The organism is Zoogloea oleivorans (assembly GCF_008107625.1).
GTDB classification, from domain to species: domain Bacteria; phylum Pseudomonadota; class Gammaproteobacteria; order Burkholderiales; family Rhodocyclaceae; genus Zoogloea; species Zoogloea oleivorans.
Map to the genome: position 1 here is coordinate 20,750 of NZ_SDKK01000009.1, position 22,162 is coordinate 42,911.

Here is a 22,162-nt window from a genome sequence, read left to right on the forward strand (position 1 = left end):
CTTCCTGCCTTGGTAAGTGCAGACCTCCCGAAGCATCATCGCGGAAAACCGAATTTGCCCACGTGCCACGATGAAGCGAGATCGCACAAATATGGAATCCTCGAACAAGCCGGCTCACCGACTGTCGCCGGAATGCTCCCTGTTCGAAGCCCTCTCGTGCCTGCTCACCCAGGGGCTGCCGTTCATCCCGGTGGGCGAGGACGGCCCCGATCAACGCTTCCTCAGCACGACGGCACTGGTCAAGGCCTGGCAGGCCGGCATGCCCGGCGAGACACCGGTGTCCAGCCTCGAACTGGCCAGCGCCACCGATCTACCATCTGAAACGCCGGGCGCCGACAGCCTGATCAACGGCCTGCCCATGCTGCTGTGGCTGAAGGATCGGGGCGGACGCTTCCTGATCGTCAATCGCGGCTTCGCGGAGTCCTGCGGCCAGACTTCGCCCCAGGCCCTGATCGGCAAGACCGACCTGGATCTGTGGCCCCAGGAGCTGGCCGAGGCCTACCGGGCCGAAGACGCCGAAGTCATCGCCACCGGCCGGCCACGCACACGCATCGAACAGATCGCCGATCGTGGCACACCCACCTGGTTCGAAACCTTCAAGGCCCCGGTACGCAGTAGCGACGGGCAAATCGTCGGCACCCTCGGCTTCGCCTGCGACATCAGCGAACGGATGCGCCAGCAGGCGGCCGCCCAGCACAGTCAGAAACAGCTGGCCTACGTGCTGGCCACCATCGGCGAAGGCGTGTGGGACTGGGACCTGGCCACCGACCAGGTCACCCACAACCCGCGCTGGTGCCAGATGCTCGGCCTCGACGAGCAGAACCTGAACCACCCGGCCGAAGACTTCCTGACCCTCGTTCATGACGACGATCGCAACGCAAGGGCCACAGCGATCAACACCTGCCTTGGTGGTGCTGGCAGCTACCGTGCCGAATACCGCCTCCGCCATGCCGACGGCCACTACCTGTGGATACGCGACCAGGGCAACGTGGTCGAATATGGCGAACACGGCCAACCGCTGCGCATGGTCGGCAGCATCGCCGACATCCATGCAGCCCGCAGCACCGCCCTCGCCCTGCAGGAAAGCCAGACGCGCTACCAGCAGGTTTTCGACAACGTGCGCGAGGTGATCTTCCAGACCGATCCCCTGGGACACTGGGAGCTGCTCAACCCGGCGTGGACCGACATCACCGGATTTTCGGTTGACGCATCTCTCGGCCGCAGCTTCGGCGACTACCTTCACCCGGACGACCGCGCCTCCAAGTACCGTGCCTTCAAGCCTCTCATCGCCCGCACTCGCGACCACTGCAGCGCCACGCTGCGCCTGCTGTGCCAGGATGGCAGCTACCGCTGGGTGGACATCTTTATCCGCGCACTGCTCGACAAGAACGGCGAACTGACCGGCACCTCCGGCACCCTCAACGACGTCACCACCCGGGTCGCTGCCGAAAACTACCTGAGCCTCACCGCCAGCGTGTTCCGCCACGCCCACGAGAGCATCATCATCACCGATCCGGATGCCTGCATCCTCGAAGTGAACGACAGCTTCTGTGCGCTGACCGGCTACACCCGCGACGAAGTCATCGGCCAGAACTCCCGCCTGCTGCGTTCTGGGCGGCAGGACGCCCAGTTCTACACCCAGATGTGGGCCGAGCTTCAGACCAAAGGCGTCTGGCAGGGCGAAACCTGGAACCTCAAGAAGAACGGCGAAATCTACGCCCAGCTCGGCAACATCTCCGCGGTACGCAACGAAGCCGGCCAGACCACCCACTACGTCGGGCTGTTTTCCGACATCACGGGGCTCAAGGAAAGCCAGCGCCACCTGGAGCACATGGCCTACCACGACGCACTGACCCAGTTGCCCAACCGCAGCCTGCTCGCCGACCGCATGAGCATGGCCATCGCCCAGGCCGAGCGCAACGGTACGCTGGCCGCCGTCGCCTACCTCGACCTCGACGGCTTCAAGCCGGTGAACGACACCCACGGCCACGCGGTAGGCGATCTGTTGCTGGTCGAAATGGCACGCCGCCTGCAGGCCTCCACGCGGGCCGGCGACACCGTCGCGCGGCTCGGCGGCGACGAGTTCGCCCTGATTTACAACGGCCTTGAACACAGCGACGAGTGCGATCAGGTTTTCGAGCGCCTGCGCGCCAGCATTGCCGAACCGGTGCGTATCGACGACCGTGAAATCCGCGTCACCGCCAGCATCGGCATCACCCTGTGCCCCCTCGACGGCGCCGACCCGGAAACCCTGCTGCGCCATGCCGACCAGGCCATGTACCTGGCCAAAAAAGCCGGTCGCAACCGCTTCCACCTCTTCAACCCGGAACGCGACCGCCAGTTGCGCGCCCACCGCGACGCCCAGAGCCGGATCGAATCGGCGCTCTACGACGGCGAGCTGGAGTTGCACTACCAGCCCAAGATGGACACCCGCCTGAACAGCCTGATCGGCGTCGAAGCGCTGATCCGCTGGAAGCACCCGACCCTCGGCCTGCGCCTGCCGGGCGACTTCCTGCCGATGCTCAGCGAATCGCGCTTCGAGATCGAACTCGGCAACTGGATTCTCGCCACCGCCGTGGCCCAGCTCGACACCTGGCGCGCTGCCGGCTTCGGCACCGCCATGAGCGTCAACATCGCGGCGCGCCATCTGGCCCACCCGGACTTCGTCCCCCACCTGCGCAGTGTGCTGACCGCCCACCCGGATCTCGACCCGGGCCTGCTGCAGCTCGAAGTGCTCGAAACCGCCACCCTCGGTGACATCAAGCGCATCGCCAGCATCATGGCCGCCTGCAACGCGCTGGGCGTCAGCTTTGCCATCGACGATTTCGGCATCGGCCACGGGGCCGTCAACAGCCTGCGCAGCCTGCCGGTGCGGAGCATCAAGATCGACCGCTCCTTCATCCATAACATGCTCGACGACGACGACGACCTGGCCACCGTGCAAAGCGTCATCGGCCTGGCCACGGCCTTCCACCGGGAAGTCATCGCCGAAGGCGTCGAAACGCCGCGCCACCGCCAGGCCCTGCTCAAGCTGGGCTGCCACCTGGCCCAGGGCCACGGCATCGCCCGCCCCATGTCGGCCGCCCACATGCAGGTGTGGATGCAGAAACACCCACCCCGCCACTAGGCGTCGGGACCCTTCCCGGTCCCGCAGTGCACTATTCCAGCCCGATTTCGTGCGACCATGCGCAACGCGAGCCTGCCTGAAGGCGCCTCGCGCTCCCTGCCACAACCGCACAATCGAACATGGAATTCCTGACCGACCCGCAACTGCTGATCGCCTTCTTCACCCTCACCGCGCTGGAACTGGTGCTGGGTATCGACAACGTGATCTTCATTTCCATCCTGGTAGACAAGCTGCCACCGGAAAAACGCGCCTTCGCCCGCCGTCTTGGCCTGTTTCTGGCCATGTTCATGCGCATCGGCCTCTTGATGGTCCTGTCGTGGATGGCCGGCCTCACCGAACCGCTGGTCACCGTGCTCGAACACGGTTTCTCCGGACGTGACCTGATCCTCCTCGGCGGCGGCCTCTTCCTGGTGTGGAAGAGCACCCAGGAAGTGCACCAGCTGATGGAAGGGGAAGAAGGGGAAGCCTCCAGCGCCGTGAAAGCCACTTTCACGGCGGTGATTTTCCAGATCATCCTGATCGACATCGTCTTCTCGCTGGACTCCATCATCACCGCCATCGGCATGGTCAACAACCTGCAGGTGATGATCGCCGCGGTGGTCGCCTCGGTAGGCCTGATGATGCTGGCCTCCGCGCCCATCGGCGAGTTCGTGTCACGCCACCCGACGGTCAAGATGCTGGCCCTGTCCTTCCTGCTGGTGATCGGCGTGGTGCTGATCGCCGATGCCTTCGGCAATCACGTACCCAAGGGCTACATCTACTCGGCGATGGCCTTCTCGGTACTGGTCGAAATGCTCAACCTGCGCATGCGCACCAAGCACGCCAAGAAGGCCGCACCGGTCAAACTCCACGAGCCCTACGTGCGCGAGGAAGGCCAGCAGTGACAGCCCCCTTCGGGCCGCTTACACCGGACTTCATCCTCACCGCGGTGGAGGCCTCGGGCCTTCGCTGCGACGGCCGGCTGCTCACCCTCAACAGCTACGAAAACCGGGTCTACCAGGTCGGCATCGAAGACGCCGCTCCGCTGATCGCCAAGTTCTACCGGCCCGGCCGGTGGAGCGACGAGGCCATCCTCGAAGAGCACGCTTTCCTGGCCGAACTGGCCGAGGCCGAAATCCCCGCCGTGCCGGCCCTGGAGATCAACGGCAAAACGCTGCACGAGCATGAAGGCTTCCGCATCGCCCTCTTCGAACGTCGCGGCGGACGGGCGCCCGAACTCGACGATCCGGAAGTGCTTACCTGGTTGGGGCGTTTTCTCGGCCGCATCCACGCCATCGGCGCCCGCCAGCCCTTCGCCCACCGGCCCGACCTGACCATCCAGAACTTCGGCGAACAACCGCGGGACGAGCTGCTGCAATCGCCCTTCCTGCCGCCGGAACTGCGGGAAGCCTGGCTGTCGGTGGTCAACCAGGCCCTCGACGGCGTCCGCCGCTGCTTCGATCGAGCCGGCGAACTGCCGATGCTGCGCCTGCACGGCGACGTGCACGGCGGCAACGTGTTGTGGACCGATTCCGGCCCGCATTTCGTGGACTTTGACGACGCCCGCAACGGCCCGGCGGTGCAGGATCTGTGGATGCAGCTGTCCGGTGATGCGCCGGCCATGGCGCGCCAGTTCGACAGCGTGCTTGAAGGGTATGAACAGTTTGCCGATTTCGAGCCGCGCAGCCTCAACCTGGTGGAAGCCCTGCGCACCCTGCGCCTGATCCACTACGCCGGCTGGATCGCCAAGCGCTGGGATGACCCGGCCTTTCCGGCCGCCTTCAGCTGGTTCGACACCCCGCGCTACTGGCAGGACATGATCCTGGCGCTGCGTGAGCAGGTCGCGCTGATGGATGAATCACCCCTGGCGCGGCAGTTCTGAGCCATCCCCATGTGGGTCGGACTGAAGTCCGACCCACAAATCAGGCCGGAGCGGCGGCTTCGGCCTCGCCCTTGCCAGCCCGGAAAGCATCCAGCAGGCCACGCATGCGGCCGGCGTCTTCTTCAGTAAAACCACGCTTGAAATCGGTGAGCACCAGGCGGGCGCGGGTCGGCCAGTTGCCCGGCGCATCGTCCACCGCCAGCCATTCGGCGCTCGGCGCCTTGGCGGCCAGCCACTGACGGGCTTCCTTTTCGCGCAGGCCATACAGTTCGTTGGCCGTCTTCGGGAAGATCGTCATCGAGATATCCACCACCCGCGGACGGATATCTTCCGAAAAGCGCGCCGCCAGCTTGGTCAGCGAGAAAATCGTCCGCCAGTCGGACGAAATGACGATGCGGACCTCCGGATAATCGCGCAGCACCGTTTCCAGAACCGGCATGCAGCGGAAGTCCTCCACCTCGCCCCACGGGTGGGTAACCCCGTCGAAATCGAGGAAGACATAGACCAGGCTCAGGGCCGGCGGCAGCAGGTTTTCGGTGGTCTTTTGATGCATCGCAACAATCAAGCTATGGAAACGCGGAAACTTGCCGTTAAGCAAAAAGTCAGTATGTAACAGTGACGCTGGACTATTCTAAGGTCAGCAATTGCTGCGCTGCACTAATTTTCTCATCCCAACGGAGTCCTGCCATGAAACCGATCATCAACCTCGAAGGCAAAGTCGGCCTGATCACCGGCATCGCCAACGAAAAGTCCATCTCCACCGGTGTCGCCGAGTCCTGTATCGAGGCCGGCGCCAAGGTTATCATCACTTACCAGAACGAGAAGACCCTGGCCTTCCTCGAGCCCATCGTCAGCCGCCTTGGCGTTGAAGATGTGCTGCTGCTGGACGTGACCAAGCCGGAAACGATGGACGAAGTTTTCGCCAAGATCGACGCCAAGTACGGCAAGCTCGACTTCGCCATCCACAGTATGGCCTTCGCCAAGCGCGACGACCTGCACGGCCGCGTGGTCGACACCTCCGCCGACGGCTTCGCGCTGGCCATGGACGTGTCCACCCACTCCTTCGTGCGCCTCGCCCGCAAGGCCGAGCCCCTGCTCGAAAAGGCCGGCGGCGGTTCGCTGATCACCATGACCTACCTCGGTAGCGAAAAAGTCATCGCCAACTACGGCGTGATGGGCCTGTGCAAGGCCGCCCTCGAAGCCGCCACCCGCTACATGGCCTTCGAACTCGGCTCCAAGAACATCCGCGTCAATGCCGTTTCCCCCGGCCCGCTGATGACCCGCGCCGCCTCCGGCATCGCCGGCTTCGACGGCCTGATGGCGGCCGCCGTGGATCGCTCCCCGCTGCACCGTCTGGTAACCCCGGAAGACATCGGCGCACTGGTTTCCTTCCTGGTGTCCGACGCTGGCCGCAACATGTCGGGAGGCGTACACTTCGTGGATGCCGGTTACAACATCATCGGGTAAAACCTCTCGGTTCATGATGATCGACCCATCCGCCGCCGGGGCGGATCAGGTGACGGAAGTCGCCTGCATGCCCGACCCGGTGCCGGCTCACCCCCTGCTCGACGGCCTTCGGGAACTCGGGCGGGGGGAATCCTCCATCGTCCTCGACGCAGGCGACGGAGAACGGGTTTTCAAGGTGGTAAGCTCCCCCGCCGACTACTACTACCTCGCTGCCGACGACCGTCCCACCGGCATCCATTTTCCCCGGCTTTACCAAGACCACGGCGTCATCGGCAAGGCCAGCAACGGCTTCTCCTTCCGCCTGCTCGAAATCGAACGTCTGCTGCCCGTCAGCGGCCCGGCCGAAGCCCTCGGCCACCTGCTTTCCCAAGCCTACTGGGAAGGCTGCGAGAAATGGGCCAACCTCGGCGTCAATCGCGGCCGCCTGGCGCTCTACCACATCGCCCAGGAACCGCCCCCCGAGCTTCCCGCCAGCCTGATCCAGGCCATTTCCGCCCTCTCCGACTTCATCGAGGGCTACCCGGTCCAGCCGGACATTCTCAATCCCCACAACCTGATGATGCGCGCCGACGGCACGCTGGTGTTTTCGGACCCGGTCTTTCTGCCCTGAAAGTGTTGAACCGGTGACCGGACAGGTCACAGTAGCTTGACATTCCTCCCCCGGCTGCGGAGCATCATCCGGATCCAATCCAGGGAGGGCCTCACCATGCACAAGCTCATTCGCCGTTCGGCCGTTCAGGGCGCGCAGGCCCTCATCCTTGCCCTGGCACTTGCCGGCAGCGGCCCGGCGAGCGCCGGCAGCAAGCCCCCGTACGAATATTACGTGGTCGGCAATCCGGCCGATGCCAGCCCGGCCCAGCTTCCCCGCGAACCGTCGGTCTTGCTGATGGGCGGCGGCCCGGATGTGGATGCCGCCTTTCCGTGGATGATCACCCGCGGCGGCGGCGGGGATTTTGTCGTGATCCGCGCCCGCGGCACTGACGCCTACAACCCCTACATCTACGCCATGGGCGGTGTCGATTCCGTCGAAACGCTGATCATTCCTTCCATCGAAGCCGCCAACGATCCCTTCGTGATCGACCGCATCAACAAGGCCGAGGCCCTGTTCATCGCCGGTGGCGACCAGAGCGACTACATCAATTACTGGAAAGGCACCGGCGTCGAGCAGGCACTCCAGGGCCTGATCGCCCGCAACGTGCCGATCGGCGGCACCAGTGCCGGGCTCGCCGTCATGGGTCAGTTCGACTTCGCCGCCTTCAACGGCTCGGCCTACTCCGACGACGCACTGGCCAACCCTTACTACAAGCGCATGACCCTCGACCGGACCTTTCTCACCGCCCCCGGCCTGGGCTATGTGATCACCGAGGCCCACCTCGACACCCGCGACCGCATGGGCCGGCTGGTGGCCTTCATGGCGCGCATCGTGCAGGACGGCTGGTCGGGCATGGCCCGCGGAATCGGCGTGGACGTCGAAACAGCCCTCGCCGTGGAAGGCAGCAGCGTCACCCGGCTCGGCACCGGCTCGGCGTACTTCCTGCAAAGCACCGGCCTGCCGCAAGTGTGCCAGCCCCGCACCCCGCTCACCTACCGCAACCTGGGCGTACAGCGCCTGTCCGGCAACGGTCGTTTCGATTTGCAGAACTGGCGGGGCTACAACGACGCCACCACCAACTACACCCTGTCTGCCGAGTCCGGCATCCTGTACTCCACCCAGCCGGGCGGCAGCATCTACTGAACCCCGAACGGGGCGGCAGGCCTTGTGCCCTCCGCCCCCGGCGCTTCAGATCACCGCATCCTTCACTTCGCCGCCGAGCACTTCGAGCAGCGCCGGGATCAGGCGTGACAGCTCGCCGCTCATCAGGGCGAAGTCCGCCTCCATCTGCATGTCGGCGGCGTCACCCTGGCGCTCGGCTTCTTCCTTGATGATGTCGAGGAAGGCCACGCGCTTGATCTCCATCTTTTCGGTCAGGATGATCGAGATGCGGTCGTCGAAGGTCATCGCCAGGCGCGTCGGCAGCTTTCCGGCGGCCAGGTGATCCTGCACGTCCTTGCCGTCGAGGGCGTGGCGCACGTAGCGCACGGCGGCCTTCTCGTCGGTAACGGCGCGCAGTTCGCAGTCCAGGTCGATGGTGAAGTTGCCGGTTGCCTGATTGGCAATCAGCCAGTCGGTCATCACCGACACCGGCGACAACTGGGTCTTGACCATCTTCACCGGCAACTCGTCGAGGCTGTCGCGCAGGGCGTCGAGGATTTCCTCGGCGCGGGCCGGGCTGGAAGCATCCACCACCAGCCAGCCGGCAATCGGGTTGATCCACGCAAAGGCCGTGCGGCGGCGCGTGAAGGCGCGCGGCAGCAGCTCCTGCAGCACCGCCTCCTTGATTTCCTTCATCTGCTTGCGGCCGGGCTTGAAGCCCTGCTGCGCTTCGATGATCTCGGCCTTGTCAGCCGCCACTTCATTCACCACCGACGAGGGCAGCAGCTTCTGCTCGACGGCCAGCGCGATGAGGAACTGGCCACCGACAGCCATCACGAAGCGGTCGTCCTTGGTCGGCGAGGTCCACCCGCGGCTGGCCATGTCCTGGCTGCCACAGGGCTGGAAGGGATGGGCGGCAAGCTTTTCGGCGAGGGCTTCGGCAGTCAGGCCCCAGTTTTCAGGAAGACGGTAGATCTGGAGATTGCGGAACCACATGGCGGGAGACATCCGTGCTGATGGAAAAGAGGCGGCATTGTAGCGGCTTCGGGGGCCCAATCCCGGTGCAACGCGTGCACAATCCGGTGCTCAATGAAATCACTCTCCCCGCGCCTGCAAGCCCTGGGTCTGCCCCTCGTATTGTGGGCCGGCCTTGTCGCCTATGACCTGCTGACAAGACTGGCGGCCCAGTTGATGCCGCTGCCGACCGAGGGCGGGCTGACGCTTGCGGTGCAGCTGAGCCAGGGCTTTCTCGCCGCCACACTGATGGCGGCAGTCAGCAGTTACCCACTGGCACGCCTGTATGGCCGCCGGGCGGTGGTGGTGGCGCTCTTGATGGCCGTGCCGGTGCTGTACCTCGCGCTGCCCGGCCTCACGGCGCCAGGGCAGGCGCCGCTGGCGATTTTTCTGTCGGTGTGGAAACTGCTGGCCTTTGTGGCCCTGCTGGTGGGCGGCACCTGGATCGCCGCCCGGCGCCGCTCAGCCGCCTGAGGCGGGCGGCGCGTCGGCCCGCCAGCCGTTCTCGAAGAGCACCGTTTCCAGCGGCATGCGTTCGGCCCACTGGTGGATTTCGAGCATCGGCCGGGGGTAGAACTCGTCCACGTGACCGATGCACAGGATCGCCACCGGGCGGGCCCCGACCGGCATGTCGAGCAGCGTGGCCAGCTCCACCGGATCGAAGATCGACACCCAGCCCATGCCGATACCTTCGGCACGGGCCGCCAGCCACATGTTCTGGATCGCGCAGGCCACCGACGCCAGGTCCATCTCGGGCAGCGTACGCCGGCCGAAGATGTGCTTCTCGCGGCCGTCCGACAGCGCCACGACGATCACCTCGCCGGCCTCCAGCAGGCCTTCCACCTTGAGGCGCATGAAGTCCTCTTCGCGCTCGCCCAGCGCACGGGCGGTGGCGCAGCGTTCCTTCTCGACCAGCCCGTGCATGCGCTCGCGCAGGCCCCGGTCGGTGATGCGGATGAAGCGCCACGGCTGCATGTAGCCGACGCTGGGGGCGTGGTGGGCGGCCCACAGCAGGCGTGCCAGCACCGCCGGGTCCACCGGATCGGAGCGGAAGTGACGCATGTCGCGCCGTTCGGCGATGACACGATAAATGGCCGACACCTCGGCCTCCGGGAAACGGTGGGGATTGGCGTCGGTCATGGTGCAACCTCTAGTCGTCGAGCAAGCGGACACGAACCTTCTTGCCCTTGATCTTGCCGTCGTTGAGGCGCTTGAGCGCCCGCTTGGCGATGCTGCGCTCGACGGCCACGTAGGTGGACAGCTCGTTCACGTTGATCTTGCCGATCTGGCTGGCAGTGAAGCCGGCCTCGCCGGTAAGGGCGCCGAGCACGTCGCCGGCGCGGATCTTTTCCTTGCGCCCACCGAGGATCTGCAGCGTGATCATCGGCGGCACCAGCGGCTCCTGGGTTTCGGCCTGCAGGTCGGCGATGGACTCCCACACCGGCTCGAAACCGTGGGCGCGGGCGATGTTGTTCACACGCCCCATCTCGTTGCCGCTGACCAGGCTCAGGGCCCAGCCGTTTTCGTCGGCGCGGCCAGTGCGGCCGATGCGGTGCACGTGCACTTCCGGGTCCGGCGTCACGTCCACGTTGATCACCGCTTCGAGCTTGGCGATGTCGAGGCCGCGGGCGGCCACGTCGGTCGCCACCAGCACCGAGCAACTGCGGTTGGCAAACTGCACCATCACCTGGTCACGGTCGCGCTGGTCGAGCTCGCCGTGCAGGGCCAGCACCTGGAAGCCTTCGGCGTGCAGCACGTCGATCAGGTCGCGGCACTGCTGCTTGGTGTTGCAGAAGGCCAGCGTGCTTTCCGGGCGGTAGTGGCGCAGCAGCAGGCCCACGGCATGCAGACGCTGGTCGGGCGTCACCTCAAAGAAGCGCTGGCGGATCTTGTCGGCCTCGTGCTGCTCGGGCAGCGAGATTTCCTGCGGCTGGCGCATGAACTGGCGAGCCAGGCGCACCACGCCTTCCGGGTAGGTGGCCGAAAACAGCAGCGTCTGGCGCGACTTGGGGCAGGCCTTGGCCACGTAGGCGATGTCGTCGAAGAAGCCCATGTCGAGCATGCGGTCGGCTTCGTCGAGGACCAGTGTGGCCAGACCGTCGAGCTTCAGGCTGCCGCGCGAGATGTGGTCCATCAGGCGGCCCGGCGTACCGACGACGATGTGCGCGCCGTGCTCGAGGCTGTCGGCCTGCGGACGGATCGGCGTGCCACCACACAGACTGAGGATCTTGATGTTTTCTTCGGAACGGGCGAGGCGGCGGATCTCCTGCGTGACCTGCTCGGCCAGCTCGCGGGTCGGGCACAGCACCAGGGCCTGCACGGCAAAGCTGCGGGCGTTGAGGCGGTCGAGCAAGGCCAGCGCGAAGGCGGCGGTCTTGCCGCTGCCGGTCTTGGCCTGGGCGATCAGATCGTGCCCGGCCAGGGCTACCGGCAGGCTGGCGGCCTGGATCGGCGTCATGGCGTGATAGCCGAGGCGGGTCAGGTTGGCGATGACCGCGGCGGGCAGGTTCAGCTGCTCGAAGGGCGCCGCCACAACGGGCGCGGGGGCCGCGACGAAAATGGCGTCGGCGGCAAAGGCTTCGGGGGTCGCACCGGAATCGGCGTCCGGCGTCGGGGGTAAGGTCGAGTTCATACCGGATTATCCCGGAAAGCGCCGCCCTGCGCCTAAAAACCCTGCGATTTCAGCGCTGTAGTTCCTGCTGCCAGCGGTAACGCTCGCGCGCCACGCGTTCCTGCACACGACGCTGCTCCTCCATGTCGATGCGCCGCTCGGCCTCTTCCTTCTGACGCTTGTCCCATTCGGCCTTGCGGCGGGCGGCCTCCTCGGCACGCTCGAGATCGGCGGATACCCGGTCGGCGTACTGGCTGCGCTCCTGCAGGGCGCGCTCGCGCTTGTACTCCTCCTCCTTGCGGGCGTACTCCTTGCGCCGCTCCTCGGCGCTCTGCACCGCCTCCTCGCGCTGCTGTTTCGCGGCGGCCTCCTGCTCGGCGATCTCCTGTGGCGACAGGTCGCCATACATCTGGCGCCGCTCGGCGGCGATGACCCGCTCCTGCATCTCCACCGCCACCTCGCCGCTCGCCACCCGACTGGCGTTCTTGAAGGCGAAGAGCGAGAAGAAGATCTGGATCACCATGCCGACAATCATCAGGCCGCCGATGATCGTCAGCATGATCCGCCCCGGCGTCCACTTCACATCGCTGATCTCCACCTTCAAGGGCTGCACCAGGTCAGCCAGCGGCACGTGTCCCGGCCCCGGCACCCTCTCCGGCTGGGTCGGCACCAGGCTCGCGTCGTAAGTCGCGCGCCGCCCCGGATCGGACAGGATCCACCAGGCTTCCTTGATCACCTTGATCTGGTTGTCCGCATCCATCGGCGCCAGCCCGTGGGGGCCGGACTGGTAATGCCGCACCAGACGGATGTGGGCCGCGTGAATGTCCGCCTCGCTCGCCGATGGCGTGAGTCCGAGGAGGTCGTAAAGCGTGGTCTTGGCCTTCATGTTCGAGGAGGGCTCCGGCGGAGGCGGGAATATGGCGCAGATTATATCGTCACGGCGGCGGTGCGCCTCTCGACCGGCGGTTGCCGACCGGCGCGGATCGTTCCATGCTCTCACAAGGTATTCATGCTCAGGAGAAAACGCCTTGAATTCAACATTCGTCATGCCGGACACCATTCTCGATTTCTGGTTCAAGGAGACGTCATCCAAGCAGTGGTGGAGCAAGTCGGATGATTTCGACCGGCTCATCGCGTCACGCTTCGGTGACGTGCTCAAGGCCGCCGAACGCTGCGAACTCTATCGATGGCGTGAAACACCTGGCGGGTGCCTCGCTGAAATCATTGTTCTCGACCAGTTTTCACGCAACATCCATCGCGACCGCCCGGGAGCCTTTGCCAATGACCCGCTGGCGTTGGGCCTGGCGCAAACGGCGATTGCCTCGCAGGCAGACCTGCAGCTGGAATCCACGCAGCGGGCCTTCCTGTACATGCCTTACATGCATAGTGAGTCGCCGCTGATTCATGCGGTAGCGGTTTCGCTGTTCAGCCAGGCGGGCATGGACGGAAACCTCGAGTTTGAACTGCGGCACAAGGCCATCATCGACCGCTTCGGTCGTTATCCGCACCGGAACGCCATTCTTGGTCGTTCATCGACAGCAGAAGAAGTCGCGTTTCTGAAAACGCCGGGTTCGTCATTTTGAATGCGGACTCCGGGGAGATGTACCGACCCGATTCCCCTCGGTGTCGTGCAATTTCCGCTTGTGGGCAAGCGTCGGCGGGTCGGTGGCGAACGATTTCGCTTCGCTTTCGAACGCTGGCGGCTTGCCGTCGAAGCATGCGGGTTCGGTGGCGAGGCGCGCAGGTTCGGTGGCGAGGCGAAGAGCCTCGGCGGCGAAGGGAGAAGCCTTGCAACCGCGCGGAGCGGGCTTGCCGGCGAGGCTTTTTGGCTCGCTCGCAAGCAGTTTTCGCTTGCCAGCGAAGTTCAAGGCCGTGCCGCCGGGGTTTTGGGCTTGCGGCGGTAGCGCGCGGACATGGCTTCGCGGAGGGATACGAGGTGCTGGCCCCCGCTAGCCCCGCCCGAAACGGGTCAGGCGCACGTCCACCGTCACCGTCAGCGCCGTCAGCGCGGCGGCCCGGGCGCGGCCTTCGGCGGTGGCGCGGTAGAGATGCGGTGTCATGGCCAGCAGGTCGGCAATCTGCTCGGCGCCAACGATGTCGGCGGAATAGCTGACGCTTTCGGTGGACAGGCTGACAAAACCCGCCGGCGGGCGCGGCTCGGCGCTGCGTTCCGGCTTGAGGGCGGGATAGATGATTTCGCGCAGTTCGCGCAGGTGATCGGGCCCGGCATCCACCTGCAGCAGCAGCCCGGCGGGCTTGAGTACCCGGGCAAATTCGGCATAGACGGGGAAGCCGAACATGCACAGCACCCGGTCGAGACTGCCCGGCAGCACCGGCAGGTTGGCGTTGCTGCCGACCACCCAGCTGGGCCGCTTGTCCTGTTTGGCCGCCGACAGGACGGCCCACTTGGAGATATCCAGCCCCAGCACGGCCAGGCTTTGACGGCTCTCGGTCGCCGCGGCGGCCAGCTGGCGCAGGTAGTAGCCCTCGCCGCTGCCGGCATCGAGGCAACTGGCGGTGGCGCCGGGGCGCAAATCGGCCAGCGCCGCGCGGCTTACCGCGGCGGCAATCGGCTGGTAAAAGCCGGCATTGAGAAAGCGCCGCCGCGCCGCCACCATCTCCTTGCTGTCGCCGGGGTCGCGTGAGCGCTTTTGCTGGACCGGCAGCAGGTTGATGTAGCCCTGGCTGGCAATATCGAAGCTGTGCCCGGCGGCACAGCGCCAGGTGGCACCGTCGCGGCGCAAGGGCGCGCCGTCCAGGGGGCAGGCCAGCGCCTGGAATGGAATGATGTTCATGTCGACTCGGTCGCCACTAAGGGAGCGGCGAATTATAGTCTGCCCGCTTTGGCAGGCCGGATCCGTGGCACGCGCGGGTCAGGCGGTGGGCAGGTCGTCGGCAATCTGCCCATCCACCAGGCGCACGATGCGGTCGCAACGGGCGGCGAGGCGCGGGTCGTGGGTGACGATGAGGCAGGCGCAGTTGGTCTGCCGGTTGAACTCGCGGAGCAGCGCGAAGATGTCGTCGGCGGTGTGGGTGTCGAGGTTGCCGGTGGGCTCGTCGGCGAGGATCAGGCGCGGCTTGAGGGCCAGCGCGCGGGCGATGGCGACGCGTTGCTGCTGGCCGCCGGACAGCTCGCCGGGCTTCTTGTGGGCGTGGGCCTTGAGGCCGACGGCGTCGAGGAGTTGCAGCGCGGTGGCCTCGACTTCGTCGTCGGCGGCGCCACGGGCGATGATGGTCGGCATCATCACGTTTTCCATGGCGCTGAAGGCCGGCAGCAGGTGGTGGAACTGGAACACGAAACCGATGCTGCGCCCACGCAGCTGGGTGATTTCGGCTTCATTCAGGGTGGCGGTGTCGCGCCCGCCAATCGACAAACGGCCACTGGTGGGCCGCTCGAGCAGGCCGATGAGATTGAGCAGCGTGCTCTTGCCGGAGCCGGAGGGGCCGATCAGGGCGGCAAACTCGCCCTCCGCCAGGCGCAGGTCGATGCCGTGGAGCACCTCGGTTTCCACCGGGGTGCCGATACCGTAGGTCTTGGTGATGCCGGTGAGGTCGATGACAGGCGCGTTCATGAGCGGATCGCCTGTACCGGGTCCATGCGCGCCGCACGCCGCGCCGGAATGAGTGCCGAGGCGAGGCCGACGCCGGTGGCCACCAGCGCCGCCATCAGGATGAAGCGCGGCTCCAGCTCGGCGGCAAACAGCGGCGTGCCGTCGGCGTTGCGGTAGATCGCCGAAAACGCGTTGAGCAGCCCGAAGGCCAGCAGGCTGCCGATCACCGAGCCCACCGCCCCGACCAGCGCGCCCTGGATCAGGAAGATCTGCAGGATCAGGCTGCGGCTGGCCCCCATCGCGCGCAGGATGCCGATCTCCTTCTGCTTCTGGACGACGCTGACCACCAGCACGCTGGCAATGCCCAGCGCGACGATGATGATCACAAAGCTGCGGATCAGGTTGTTGGAAACGGTCTGGTTGCGCAGGGCGGCGAGGAGCTGGGCGTTGGTCTGCATCCAGCTGTCCACGGTGAGGCCGGTGGCGCCCTTCAGGCGGTCAGCGATGGGCTGGGCGTCAAAGATGTCGGCCACGGTGAGGTCCAGATTGGAAACGCCGCCGGGCAGATCCAGCAGGCTCTGGGCCAGCGGCAGGGTCACGAAGACCCAGCGGCGGTTGAGGTCCTTGTTGCCGATGTCGAAGATGCCACCCACCTGCAGCAGCTCGTCGCGTCCGTTGGGCAGCGCCACACGCAGCTTGTCCTCGAGGCGGATACCCAGATCCTTGGCCAGTTCTGTGCCGATCACCGCGCGGGTGCCGTCCACCGCAAAGCGCCCGGCCACCATGTATTCCTCCATGCGCACGATGCGCCGGTAGCGCTCGGCATCGACGCCCATCAGGGCCACCGACTTGTTGGCCTGCCCGCGCACCGCAAAGGCCGGCCCGGTCACCACCGGCGACACGGCCGTGACGCCCTCCATGCCGGCGGCCAGGCGGGCCACGTTCTCCCACTGGTCCACCGAGCGCAGGCGCTGGGCGCGGGGCTCGATCACGGTGGCAAAGCCTTCGTCGTCGATGGCGCGGCGGTTAGCTTCTTCGAGCGGGCGGATCACCACGTGGGCCTGACTGCCGAGCACCCGGTCGACGATCTGGGCCTGCAACTGGGTGATGAGCTGGGTCAGGAAAACGATCACCGCCACTCCGCCGGTGGTGCCGGCGAGGATCAGCAGCGTCTGCATGCGCCCCTCGCGCAGGAAGCGCAGGGCGACGAGGGGCGCAAAAGGCAGGCGGAACTTCACTTGGTCATGCCTTGCGGCACCTGCAGGCCACCGACCTTCGGCTTCTTCGGCGCGCGGATGCGGATCTTGTCGCCGTCCAGCGCGCCGGAGGCGGGCAGGATCGCCAGATCACCTTCGGCAAGGCCCTTGAGAATTTCGACCCGGCCGATCCCGGCCAGACCCACCGTCACGTCGGCCCGGCTGGCCAGGCCGTCGCGAGCCACCAGCACCCACGGCTTGTTGCCGTCGAGGTCGCGCACCGCCTCGCTGGGCAGCACAAGGGTGGCGTCCTGGTGGCCGCTGACGGTTTCCACCGAGATGGTCATGTCGGGGCGCAGGAAGGCCGGCGGTTGAGCTACGCGGAAGCGGATCTCGACGGTGCCGCGCAGCGGGTCCACCGCCGGGGCAAGGTAATACAGCTCGGCATCGAAGGGCTGGGCCGGGTAGGCATCGGCCACGCCGCGGGCCTTCTGGCCGGGGCGCAGGAGGCGCAGGTTCTTCTCGTCCACGGTGGCGTAGACGCGGGTTTCGCCGGCGTCGGCGAGTTCCAGCAGCACCTTGCCGGCGCTGGCCACATCGCCGGGCTCGGCCTTGCGGGTCAGCACGGTGCCGGCCGAGGGCGCGACGAGGGTCAGCTGCGCGGCGCGGGCTTTGGCATTGGTGAGCTGGGCGCGGGCCTGCTCGACGCGGGCCACGGCGGCCTGCCGCTCGGTGCCGCCGGGTTTCTGGGCCGCCAGCTGGGCACGGGCGGTGTCGGCGGCCGATGCGGCATTAGCGGCGTTGCGCAGCGCGTCGTCGGCCTTGGATTGGGCGTAAAAACCCTTGGCGACGAGCTGGCGGGCACGCTCGGCCTCGGCGCGGGCCACGCCGAGGTTGGCTTCGGCCTGGGCGAGCTGCTGGGCCGCCACCGGCTGGCCGAGCCTGTCGATCTGGGTAAGGCGGGCTTCGGCCTCGGCCAGCGCAGCGGCGGCCTGGCGGATCAGTGCGTCGGCATCGTCGGCACGCAGGCGGGCCAGCACCTGGCCGGGCTGCACCCGGTCGCCCTCGCGCACGGTGACGTCCAGCACCGTGGCGGCCAGCGGGCTGCCGATGGCAATGCGCGCCGGCGTGGCGATGCGCCCGGTGGCAACGACCGACTGGGTCAGCGGCGCCTTGAGCACGCTGGCCACATCCACTTCACGGCCCTTCGGCCACAGCAAGGCCCCGGACACGGCAGCGGCGACAAGCAGCGCAACAACCAGATTGCGGCGCTTCACGCCGGCTCGACCGGCTGTTGTTTGGTGCAAGCGTTAAGGAGTGCAAGGAGCAGAACGGGCGCAAGATAACGCGTGATAGCCTTGAGAAACATTTTTTGTAACCGGAAGGGGGTTTGCCGTGCGTGCGATTCTGAGAGCTTTGTTCCTGCTTGTCATCTCTTCCCAGGTGTGGGCCTTCGGCCTCGCCGATCTCACCGACAAGGACGCCTCCGGTGGCCTGAAGGAAGCGCTGGCGCAGGGCGCCGCCAAGGCCGTAGGACAACTCGGTGCCGATGGGGGTTTCATGAACAATCCGAAAGTGAAGATCGGCCTGCCCGAGAGCCTCGCCCCGATGGAAGGCATGCTGCGCACCATGGGCCGCGGCAAGGATCTCGACAACCTCGTCGCCACCATGAACAAGGCCGCCGAGCAGGCCGTGCCGAAGGCCAAGGGCCTGCTGGTGGACGCCGTCAAGAAGATGAGCGTGGACGACGCCAAGAAGATCCTGTCCGGCGGCGACGATGCCGGCACCCAGTACTTCAAGGAAAAAACCGCCACCCAGCTCGCCGAGTCCTTCCTGCCGACGGTCAAGGAAAGCACCGACAAGCTGGCCCTGTCGGCCCAGTACAACAAGCTCGCCGGCAAGGCCAGCCAGTTCGGTCTGGCCAAGGGCGATGAGCTGAAGATCGAGAACTACGTGACCAAGAAGGCTCTCGACGGCCTCTACCTGATGATCGCCGAAGAAGAAAAGGCCATCCGCAAGGATCCCGTCGGCGGCGCCACCGGACTGGCCAAGAAGGCCTTCGGGGCGATCGGGCAGTAAAGCGGCCCCTGTGGGTCGGGTTGAAACCCGACCCACAAAAAGCGGAACTCCTCGCCGGCGGACGACTCTCTGCGTTAACAGGCGCCCGCCCACCGAGGAGAAACAACATGAACAACCTCTCCCACATCCCGTCCTATCTGTCGGCCGAGCACCTCGGCCCGTGGGAAACCTTCCTGGTCCAGATCGACCGGGTCGAGCCTCACCTGAATCCCGAACTGCGCCCGCTGACCCCCATCCTCACCCGCCCGATGCGGGCGCTGATCGTGAACGTGCCGATCCGCCTCGACAACGGCGAGATGGCCCACTTCGAGGGCTACCGGGTGCACCACAACCTGGCCCGCGGGCCGGGCAAGGGCGGTATCCGCTATCACCCGGACGTGACCCTGTCCGAAGTGATGGCCCTGTCGGCATGGATGACGGTGAAGAACGCGGTGGTGAATGTGCCCTTCGGTGGCGCCAAGGGTGGCGTGCGGGTCGATCCCAGGCAGCTCTCGCTGGCCGAACTCGAACGCCTGACGCGCCGTTACACCAGCGAGATCCACATCCTGCTGGGCCAGGACAAGGACATTCCGGCGCCGGACATCAACACCAACGAGCAGACCATGGCCTGGATGATGGACACCTACTCAATGAACGAGGGGCGTACCGCCATGGGCGTGGTGACCGGCAAGCCGATCAGCCTGGGCGGCAGCCTGGGCCGCAAGGACGCCACCGGGCGCGGTGTGTTCGTCGCCACGGTCGAGGCGGCCAGGCGCATCGGCATGAACATCGCCGACGCCAAGGTGGCGGTGCAGGGCTTCGGCAATGTGGGCGAAGCGGCCGCCCGGCTGTTCTCGGATGCCGGCGCGAAGGTGGTGGCCCTGCAGGACAGCAGCGGCGCCATCGCCAACCCGGCCGGGCTCGACGTACGCGCCGTCAAGGCCTGGCGCCAGCAGCACGGCACCCTGGTCGGCGCCCTCGGCACCGAGGTGATCACCACCGACAGCTTCTGGAGCATGGATGCCGACATCCTCATCGTTGCCGCCATGGAAAACCAGATTACCGCCACCAACGCCGGCCTGATCCGCGCCCGCCTGATCTGTGAGGGCGCCAACGGTCCGACCACCCCGGAGGCCGACCTGATCCTGCAGGAGCGCGGCATCACGGTGATCCCCGACGTGCTTGCCAACGCCGGCGGGGTGACGGTGAGCTACTTCGAGTGGGTGCAGGACATCAGCGCCTTCTTCTGGACCGAAGACGAGATCAATGCCCGCCTCGACCGCATCATGCGCGAGGCCTTTGCCGCGGTATGGGAGGCCGCCAAGACAAAGGGCATCACGATGCGCACAGCCGCCTTTGTGCTCGGCTGCGAACGCGTGCTGCTGGCGCACAAGGTGCGCGGGCTCTACCCCTAGACGCAACCCGCCGTACGGGTCGCGTAATACCCCTGCCACGCAGCAGGTTTAGGCTCGCGGGTCCGTCATCCTGCATGCCCGCTTGTGAATCCCAGCGACGCTTCCTATGGCTCCGACCGTTCGGGGCTGATTTCCGGTTTCCTGTTCCGCCCTGGGCGCCCCGGCGAGCCCATGAACACGGCCGGGGCGGTGCGCTGGCTGAAGGGCGAGATGCCGGCCGCCGAAGGCGCTTTCGCGTGGCTGCATTTCAACTTGGCCAATGCCTCTACCGAGCGCTGGCTGCGCGATCATCTGGGCGAGGTGGACGCCTTTTTCGATGCGCTGCACGAAGGCTCGCGGTCGACACGCATCGAGTTTGCCCACGACGCGCTGATTGCGGTGGTGAACGATGTGCTCTTCGAGTTCGACTTCGAGCCGTCGCAGATCGCCACCCTGTGGATGTGCGTGGACCAGCGCACGGTGGTCACCACCCGCCTTCAGCCGCTGCGCTCCATCGACCGCTTGCGCGCAGCGGTGAAGGGCGGCGAGGCTTTCGAGACACCGGTGGCCCTGCTCACCCACCTGCTGCGCGACCAGGCCGACGTGCTGGTGCAGATCGTGCGCGCCGCCACCGGACGGGTGGACGACGTCGAGGACAGCCTGCTCGCCGAGCGGGTCCAGCGCAGCCGGGCCAAGCTGGGGGCACTGCGGCGCGTGCTGGTGCGCCTGCGCCGCCTGCTCGCCCCGGAACCGGGCGCCCTCTTCCGCCTGCTCAACCAGCCCCCGGCCTGGGTGGCACCGGACGACGTTCAGGAGCTGCGCCATTCGACGGAGGAGTTCTCGGCCGTGCTGGCCGACATGACGGCGCTGCAGGAACGCATCAAGCTGCTGCAGGAGGAAATCGCCGCGCGGGTGACGGAGGAAACCAACCGCAGCGTCTATGTGCTGACGATGGTCACCGTGCTGGCCCTGCCGATCAACATGATCGCCGGCCTGCTCGGCATGAACGTGGGCGGCATCCCGCTGGCCGAACACCACGCCGGCTTCTGGATCGTCGTGGCGATCATCGCCAGCTTTACGGTCGTCGCTGGCTGGCTGGCCTTCCGGCGGCGGGAGGACTAGGTGCGGCGGATCTGGGCGTGCTTGGGAAGGTTCTTGGTGAGCAGCTTCCAGGCCACGCCGAACACGTCGTCGCCACGGGACACCGCCTTGCGCGGCAGGGTCAGGAGGTCGTCGGCGGGCGTGGCGGCGGCGCGCACGCAGGTGGTGCCGGTAACATAGCCGGCCGCCGCGGCCGCTTCGACGGCGCGAAGGTCATGACTGCCGTAGGGATAGCAGAAGTGCTCGACGCGCTGGCCGAGGATGTCTTCCAGCGCACGCTTGCTGTCCCGCATTTCGGCGTGGATACGGGCATCGTCGGCGTCGGCGAGGCGCGGGTGGGTCACCGTGTGGGAGCCGATGGTGAAGCCGAGATCCTGCACCTCGCGCAGTTGGCTGACGTTCATCAGCGGCGCCGGTTCGAGGCCTTCCGGGGCGACCCACGCCGAGGTCTTGCCGACCAGGCTGCTCACCGCGTAGACCGTGGCCGGATAGCCGTGGGCCTTGAGCACCGGGGCGGCGTTTTCAAGGAAGTCCACGTAGGCATCGTCGAAGGTCAGCACCAGCGGACGCGGCGGCAGCGGCGCGTCGCCACACAGGCCGGCAGCGGCTTCGTCGAGGCTGATCACCCCGTAGCCGAGAACCTTGAACATCTTCATCTGCGCCCGAAAGCGCGGCAGATGGCAGTACAGCGCGCCGTGCGCCTTGACCCGGCCGGGAAAATTGCCGACCCGGTGGTACATCAGGATCTGGACCTGCTTCATCGGGAATGGGCCTCCAGGGCCTGTCGATAAACCGCCAGCGTCTTGCCGAGCATGGCGTCGAGGGTAAAGCCGTCTTCGAAACGGCGTCGCGCGCGGGCGCCGCAATCGCGCCGCAGGGCCGGATCGGCCAACAGGGCATCGATGGCCGTGGCCAGCGTCGGCGGATCGTCGGGTGGCACGAGGAAGCCGTTGTCGCCCTCCTTCACCACCTCGCCGGTGCCGCCAACCCAGCTGGCGACGATCGGCAGCGAGAAAGCCGATGCTTCGAGCAAAGCCAGCGACAAGGCCTCCCGGCGCGACGGTGCCACGAAAAGGTCGGCGGCGCCAA

General features: G+C 66.4%; 23 protein-coding genes. 11 read left to right on the top strand and 12 right to left on the bottom strand.

Annotated elements, in window-relative coordinates:
- Positions 1–91 precede the first annotated feature (91 nt).
- The 3 genes from ETQ85_RS10670 (at position 92) to ETQ85_RS10680 (ending at position 4,988) form a co-directional block, all read left to right on the top strand.
- On the top strand, positions 92–3,127 hold the full coding sequence (locus ETQ85_RS10670) for a PAS domain S-box protein (RefSeq protein ID WP_187394672.1): 3,036 nt from the start codon (positions 92–94) through the stop codon (positions 3,125–3,127).
- Between the two features lie 119 nt (positions 3,128–3,246).
- Positions 3,247–4,011 (top strand): TerC family protein, encoded by a 765-nt coding sequence (locus ETQ85_RS10675; protein ID WP_148579047.1) that lies wholly within the window; start codon positions 3,247–3,249, stop codon positions 4,009–4,011.
- Positions 4,008–4,988 (top strand): serine/threonine protein kinase, encoded by a 981-nt coding sequence (locus ETQ85_RS10680; RefSeq protein WP_148579048.1) that lies wholly within the window; start codon positions 4,008–4,010, stop codon positions 4,986–4,988. The genes ETQ85_RS10675 and ETQ85_RS10680 overlap by 4 nt, the downstream gene beginning before the upstream one ends.
- Positions 4,989–5,028: 40 nt before the next feature.
- Here the strand turns inward: ETQ85_RS10680 and ETQ85_RS10685 are convergent, their stop codons facing one another.
- Positions 5,029–5,541, bottom strand: coding sequence for an HAD domain-containing protein (locus ETQ85_RS10685; RefSeq protein ID WP_148579049.1), 513 nt, complete (start codon positions 5,539–5,541; stop codon positions 5,029–5,031).
- A 134-nt stretch (positions 5,542–5,675) separates the two neighbouring features.
- Between ETQ85_RS10685 and fabI the strand changes: the two genes are divergently transcribed.
- The 3 genes from fabI to ETQ85_RS10700 all read left to right on the top strand — a co-directional run bounded on the left by fabI (position 5,676) and on the right by ETQ85_RS10700 (position 8,190).
- Positions 5,676–6,455 (top strand): enoyl-ACP reductase FabI, encoded by a 780-nt coding sequence (fabI, locus tag ETQ85_RS10690; protein ID WP_148579050.1) that lies wholly within the window; start codon positions 5,676–5,678, stop codon positions 6,453–6,455.
- A gap of 13 nt (positions 6,456–6,468) precedes the next feature.
- Entirely contained in the window at positions 6,469–7,065 is a 597-nt protein-coding gene (locus ETQ85_RS10695) for a hypothetical protein (RefSeq protein WP_320381958.1), read from the top strand.
- 96 nt (positions 7,066–7,161) lie between these two features.
- Positions 7,162–8,190 (top strand): cyanophycinase, encoded by a 1,029-nt coding sequence (locus tag ETQ85_RS10700; protein WP_148579051.1) that lies wholly within the window; start codon positions 7,162–7,164, stop codon positions 8,188–8,190.
- Positions 8,191–8,235: 45 nt separating this feature from the next.
- Here ETQ85_RS10700 and ETQ85_RS10705 read toward each other — a convergent pair whose 3' ends face one another.
- Positions 8,236–9,144 carry a recombination-associated protein RdgC gene (locus tag ETQ85_RS10705; RefSeq protein ID WP_148579052.1) on the bottom strand — a complete coding sequence of 303 codons (909 nt, stop codon included), beginning with the start codon at positions 9,142–9,144 and terminating at the stop codon, positions 8,236–8,238.
- 93 nt (positions 9,145–9,237) lie between these two features.
- Here ETQ85_RS10705 and ETQ85_RS10710 point away from each other — a divergent pair, with 93 nt between their 5' ends.
- Positions 9,238–9,636, top strand: a complete 399-nt coding sequence (locus ETQ85_RS10710) for a hypothetical protein (RefSeq protein WP_148579053.1) — start codon at positions 9,238–9,240, stop codon at positions 9,634–9,636.
- On the opposite strand, the gene bluB is transcribed toward ETQ85_RS10710, so the two are convergent.
- The 3 genes from bluB to ETQ85_RS10725 are packed head-to-tail and all read right to left on the bottom strand — an operon-like array spanning position 9,625 to position 12,659.
- Entirely contained in the window at positions 9,625–10,302 is a 678-nt protein-coding gene (gene bluB / locus ETQ85_RS10715; RefSeq protein WP_148579054.1) for a 5,6-dimethylbenzimidazole synthase, read from the bottom strand. The two genes, ETQ85_RS10710 and bluB, sit on opposite strands and share 12 nt — an antisense overlap.
- Positions 10,303–10,312: 10 nt before the next feature.
- Positions 10,313–11,794: an ATP-dependent RNA helicase DbpA gene (dbpA, locus tag ETQ85_RS10720; RefSeq protein WP_148579055.1), complete on the bottom strand. Its 1,482-nt coding sequence runs from the start codon at positions 11,792–11,794 to the stop codon at positions 10,313–10,315.
- A 49-nt stretch (positions 11,795–11,843) separates the two neighbouring features.
- Positions 11,844–12,659 carry a DnaJ domain-containing protein gene (locus ETQ85_RS10725; protein ID WP_187394673.1) on the bottom strand — a complete coding sequence of 272 codons (816 nt, stop codon included), beginning with the start codon at positions 12,657–12,659 and terminating at the stop codon, positions 11,844–11,846.
- Positions 12,660–12,801: 142 nt separating this feature from the next.
- On the opposite strand from ETQ85_RS10725, the gene ETQ85_RS10730 reads away from it, so the two are divergent.
- Positions 12,802–13,356, top strand: coding sequence for a DUF924 family protein (locus ETQ85_RS10730; protein ID WP_246128734.1), 555 nt, complete (start codon positions 12,802–12,804; stop codon positions 13,354–13,356).
- Here the strand turns inward: ETQ85_RS10730 and ETQ85_RS10735 are convergent.
- From ETQ85_RS10735 to ETQ85_RS10755, 5 genes are all read right to left on the bottom strand, one after another.
- Positions 13,348–13,641, bottom strand: coding sequence for a hypothetical protein (locus tag ETQ85_RS10735; protein WP_148579058.1), 294 nt, complete (start codon positions 13,639–13,641; stop codon positions 13,348–13,350). The genes ETQ85_RS10730 and ETQ85_RS10735 overlap by 9 nt on opposite strands.
- Before the next feature lie 81 nt (positions 13,642–13,722).
- On the bottom strand, positions 13,723–14,568 hold the full coding sequence (locus ETQ85_RS10740) for a putative RNA methyltransferase (protein ID WP_148579059.1): 846 nt from the start codon (positions 14,566–14,568) through the stop codon (positions 13,723–13,725).
- Positions 14,569–14,646: 78 nt separating this feature from the next.
- The gene (locus tag ETQ85_RS10745) at positions 14,647–15,345 is read right to left on the bottom strand and encodes an ABC transporter ATP-binding protein (protein WP_148579060.1); all 699 of its coding nucleotides are present in this window, start codon (positions 15,343–15,345) and stop codon (positions 14,647–14,649) included.
- Positions 15,342–16,562 carry an ABC transporter permease gene (locus ETQ85_RS10750; RefSeq protein ID WP_222862132.1) on the bottom strand — a complete coding sequence of 407 codons (1,221 nt, stop codon included), beginning with the start codon at positions 16,560–16,562 and terminating at the stop codon, positions 15,342–15,344. Before ETQ85_RS10750 ends, ETQ85_RS10745 begins: the two co-directional genes overlap by 4 nt.
- Positions 16,559–17,797: an efflux RND transporter periplasmic adaptor subunit gene (locus ETQ85_RS10755; RefSeq protein ID WP_148579061.1), complete on the bottom strand. Its 1,239-nt coding sequence runs from the start codon at positions 17,795–17,797 to the stop codon at positions 16,559–16,561. Before ETQ85_RS10755 ends, ETQ85_RS10750 begins: the two co-directional genes overlap by 4 nt.
- A gap of 118 nt (positions 17,798–17,915) precedes the next feature.
- Here ETQ85_RS10755 and ETQ85_RS10760 point away from each other — a divergent pair, with 118 nt between their 5' ends.
- From ETQ85_RS10760 to ETQ85_RS10770, 3 genes are all read left to right on the top strand, one after another.
- The gene (locus ETQ85_RS10760) at positions 17,916–18,599 is read left to right on the top strand and encodes a DUF4197 domain-containing protein (RefSeq protein WP_148579062.1); all 684 of its coding nucleotides are present in this window, start codon (positions 17,916–17,918) and stop codon (positions 18,597–18,599) included.
- 107 nt (positions 18,600–18,706) lie between these two features.
- Positions 18,707–19,993 (top strand): Glu/Leu/Phe/Val family dehydrogenase, encoded by a 1,287-nt coding sequence (locus tag ETQ85_RS10765; protein ID WP_148579063.1) that lies wholly within the window; start codon positions 18,707–18,709, stop codon positions 19,991–19,993.
- A gap of 171 nt (positions 19,994–20,164) precedes the next feature.
- Complete coding sequence (locus tag ETQ85_RS10770) at positions 20,165–21,094, top strand: transporter (protein ID WP_148579223.1); 930 nt, start codon at positions 20,165–20,167, stop codon at positions 21,092–21,094.
- Here the strand turns inward: ETQ85_RS10770 and ETQ85_RS10775 are convergent.
- Positions 21,091–21,834, bottom strand: a complete 744-nt coding sequence (locus tag ETQ85_RS10775; protein WP_148579064.1) for a polysaccharide deacetylase family protein — start codon at positions 21,832–21,834, stop codon at positions 21,091–21,093. The two genes, ETQ85_RS10770 and ETQ85_RS10775, sit on opposite strands and share 4 nt — an antisense overlap.
- Positions 21,831–22,162: glycosyltransferase (locus tag ETQ85_RS10780; RefSeq protein ID WP_148579224.1), on the bottom strand; the 332-nt coding region annotated here is incomplete at its 5' end. The genes ETQ85_RS10780 and ETQ85_RS10775, both read right to left, overlap by 4 nt.

Excerpts from the sequence above, each read along its gene's own strand:
- ETQ85_RS10675 (WP_148579047.1), top strand. The coding sequence starts at position 3,247 with ATGGAATTCCTGACCGACCCGCAACTGCTGATCGCCTTCTTCACCCTC.
- ETQ85_RS10670 (WP_187394672.1), top strand. The coding sequence starts at position 92 with ATGGAATCCTCGAACAAGCCGGCTCACCGACTGTCGCCGGAATGCTCC.
- ETQ85_RS10740 (WP_148579059.1), bottom strand. The coding sequence starts at position 14,568 with ATGAACATCATTCCATTCCAGGCGCTGGCCTGCCCCCTGGACGGCGCG.
- ETQ85_RS10770 (WP_148579223.1), top strand. The coding sequence starts at position 20,165 with ATGAACACGGCCGGGGCGGTGCGCTGGCTGAAGGGCGAGATGCCGGCC.
- ETQ85_RS10765 (WP_148579063.1), top strand. The coding sequence starts at position 18,707 with ATGAACAACCTCTCCCACATCCCGTCCTATCTGTCGGCCGAGCACCTC.
- ETQ85_RS10695 (WP_320381958.1), top strand. The coding sequence starts at position 6,469 with ATGATGATCGACCCATCCGCCGCCGGGGCGGATCAGGTGACGGAAGTC.
- fabI (WP_148579050.1), top strand. The coding sequence starts at position 5,676 with ATGAAACCGATCATCAACCTCGAAGGCAAAGTCGGCCTGATCACCGGC.
- ETQ85_RS10705 (WP_148579052.1), bottom strand. The coding sequence starts at position 9,144 with ATGTGGTTCCGCAATCTCCAGATCTACCGTCTTCCTGAAAACTGGGGC.
- ETQ85_RS10685 (WP_148579049.1), bottom strand. The coding sequence starts at position 5,541 with ATGCATCAAAAGACCACCGAAAACCTGCTGCCGCCGGCCCTGAGCCTG.
- ETQ85_RS10775 (WP_148579064.1), bottom strand. The coding sequence starts at position 21,834 with ATGAAGCAGGTCCAGATCCTGATGTACCACCGGGTCGGCAATTTTCCC.
- ETQ85_RS10725 (WP_187394673.1), bottom strand. The coding sequence starts at position 12,659 with ATGAAGGCCAAGACCACGCTTTACGACCTCCTCGGACTCACGCCATCG.
- ETQ85_RS10710 (WP_148579053.1), top strand. The coding sequence starts at position 9,238 with ATGAAATCACTCTCCCCGCGCCTGCAAGCCCTGGGTCTGCCCCTCGTA.
- ETQ85_RS10745 (WP_148579060.1), bottom strand. The coding sequence starts at position 15,345 with ATGAACGCGCCTGTCATCGACCTCACCGGCATCACCAAGACCTACGGT.
- bluB (WP_148579054.1), bottom strand. The coding sequence starts at position 10,302 with ATGACCGACGCCAATCCCCACCGTTTCCCGGAGGCCGAGGTGTCGGCC.
- ETQ85_RS10700 (WP_148579051.1), top strand. The coding sequence starts at position 7,162 with ATGCACAAGCTCATTCGCCGTTCGGCCGTTCAGGGCGCGCAGGCCCTC.
- dbpA (WP_148579055.1), bottom strand. The coding sequence starts at position 11,794 with ATGAACTCGACCTTACCCCCGACGCCGGACGCCGATTCCGGTGCGACC.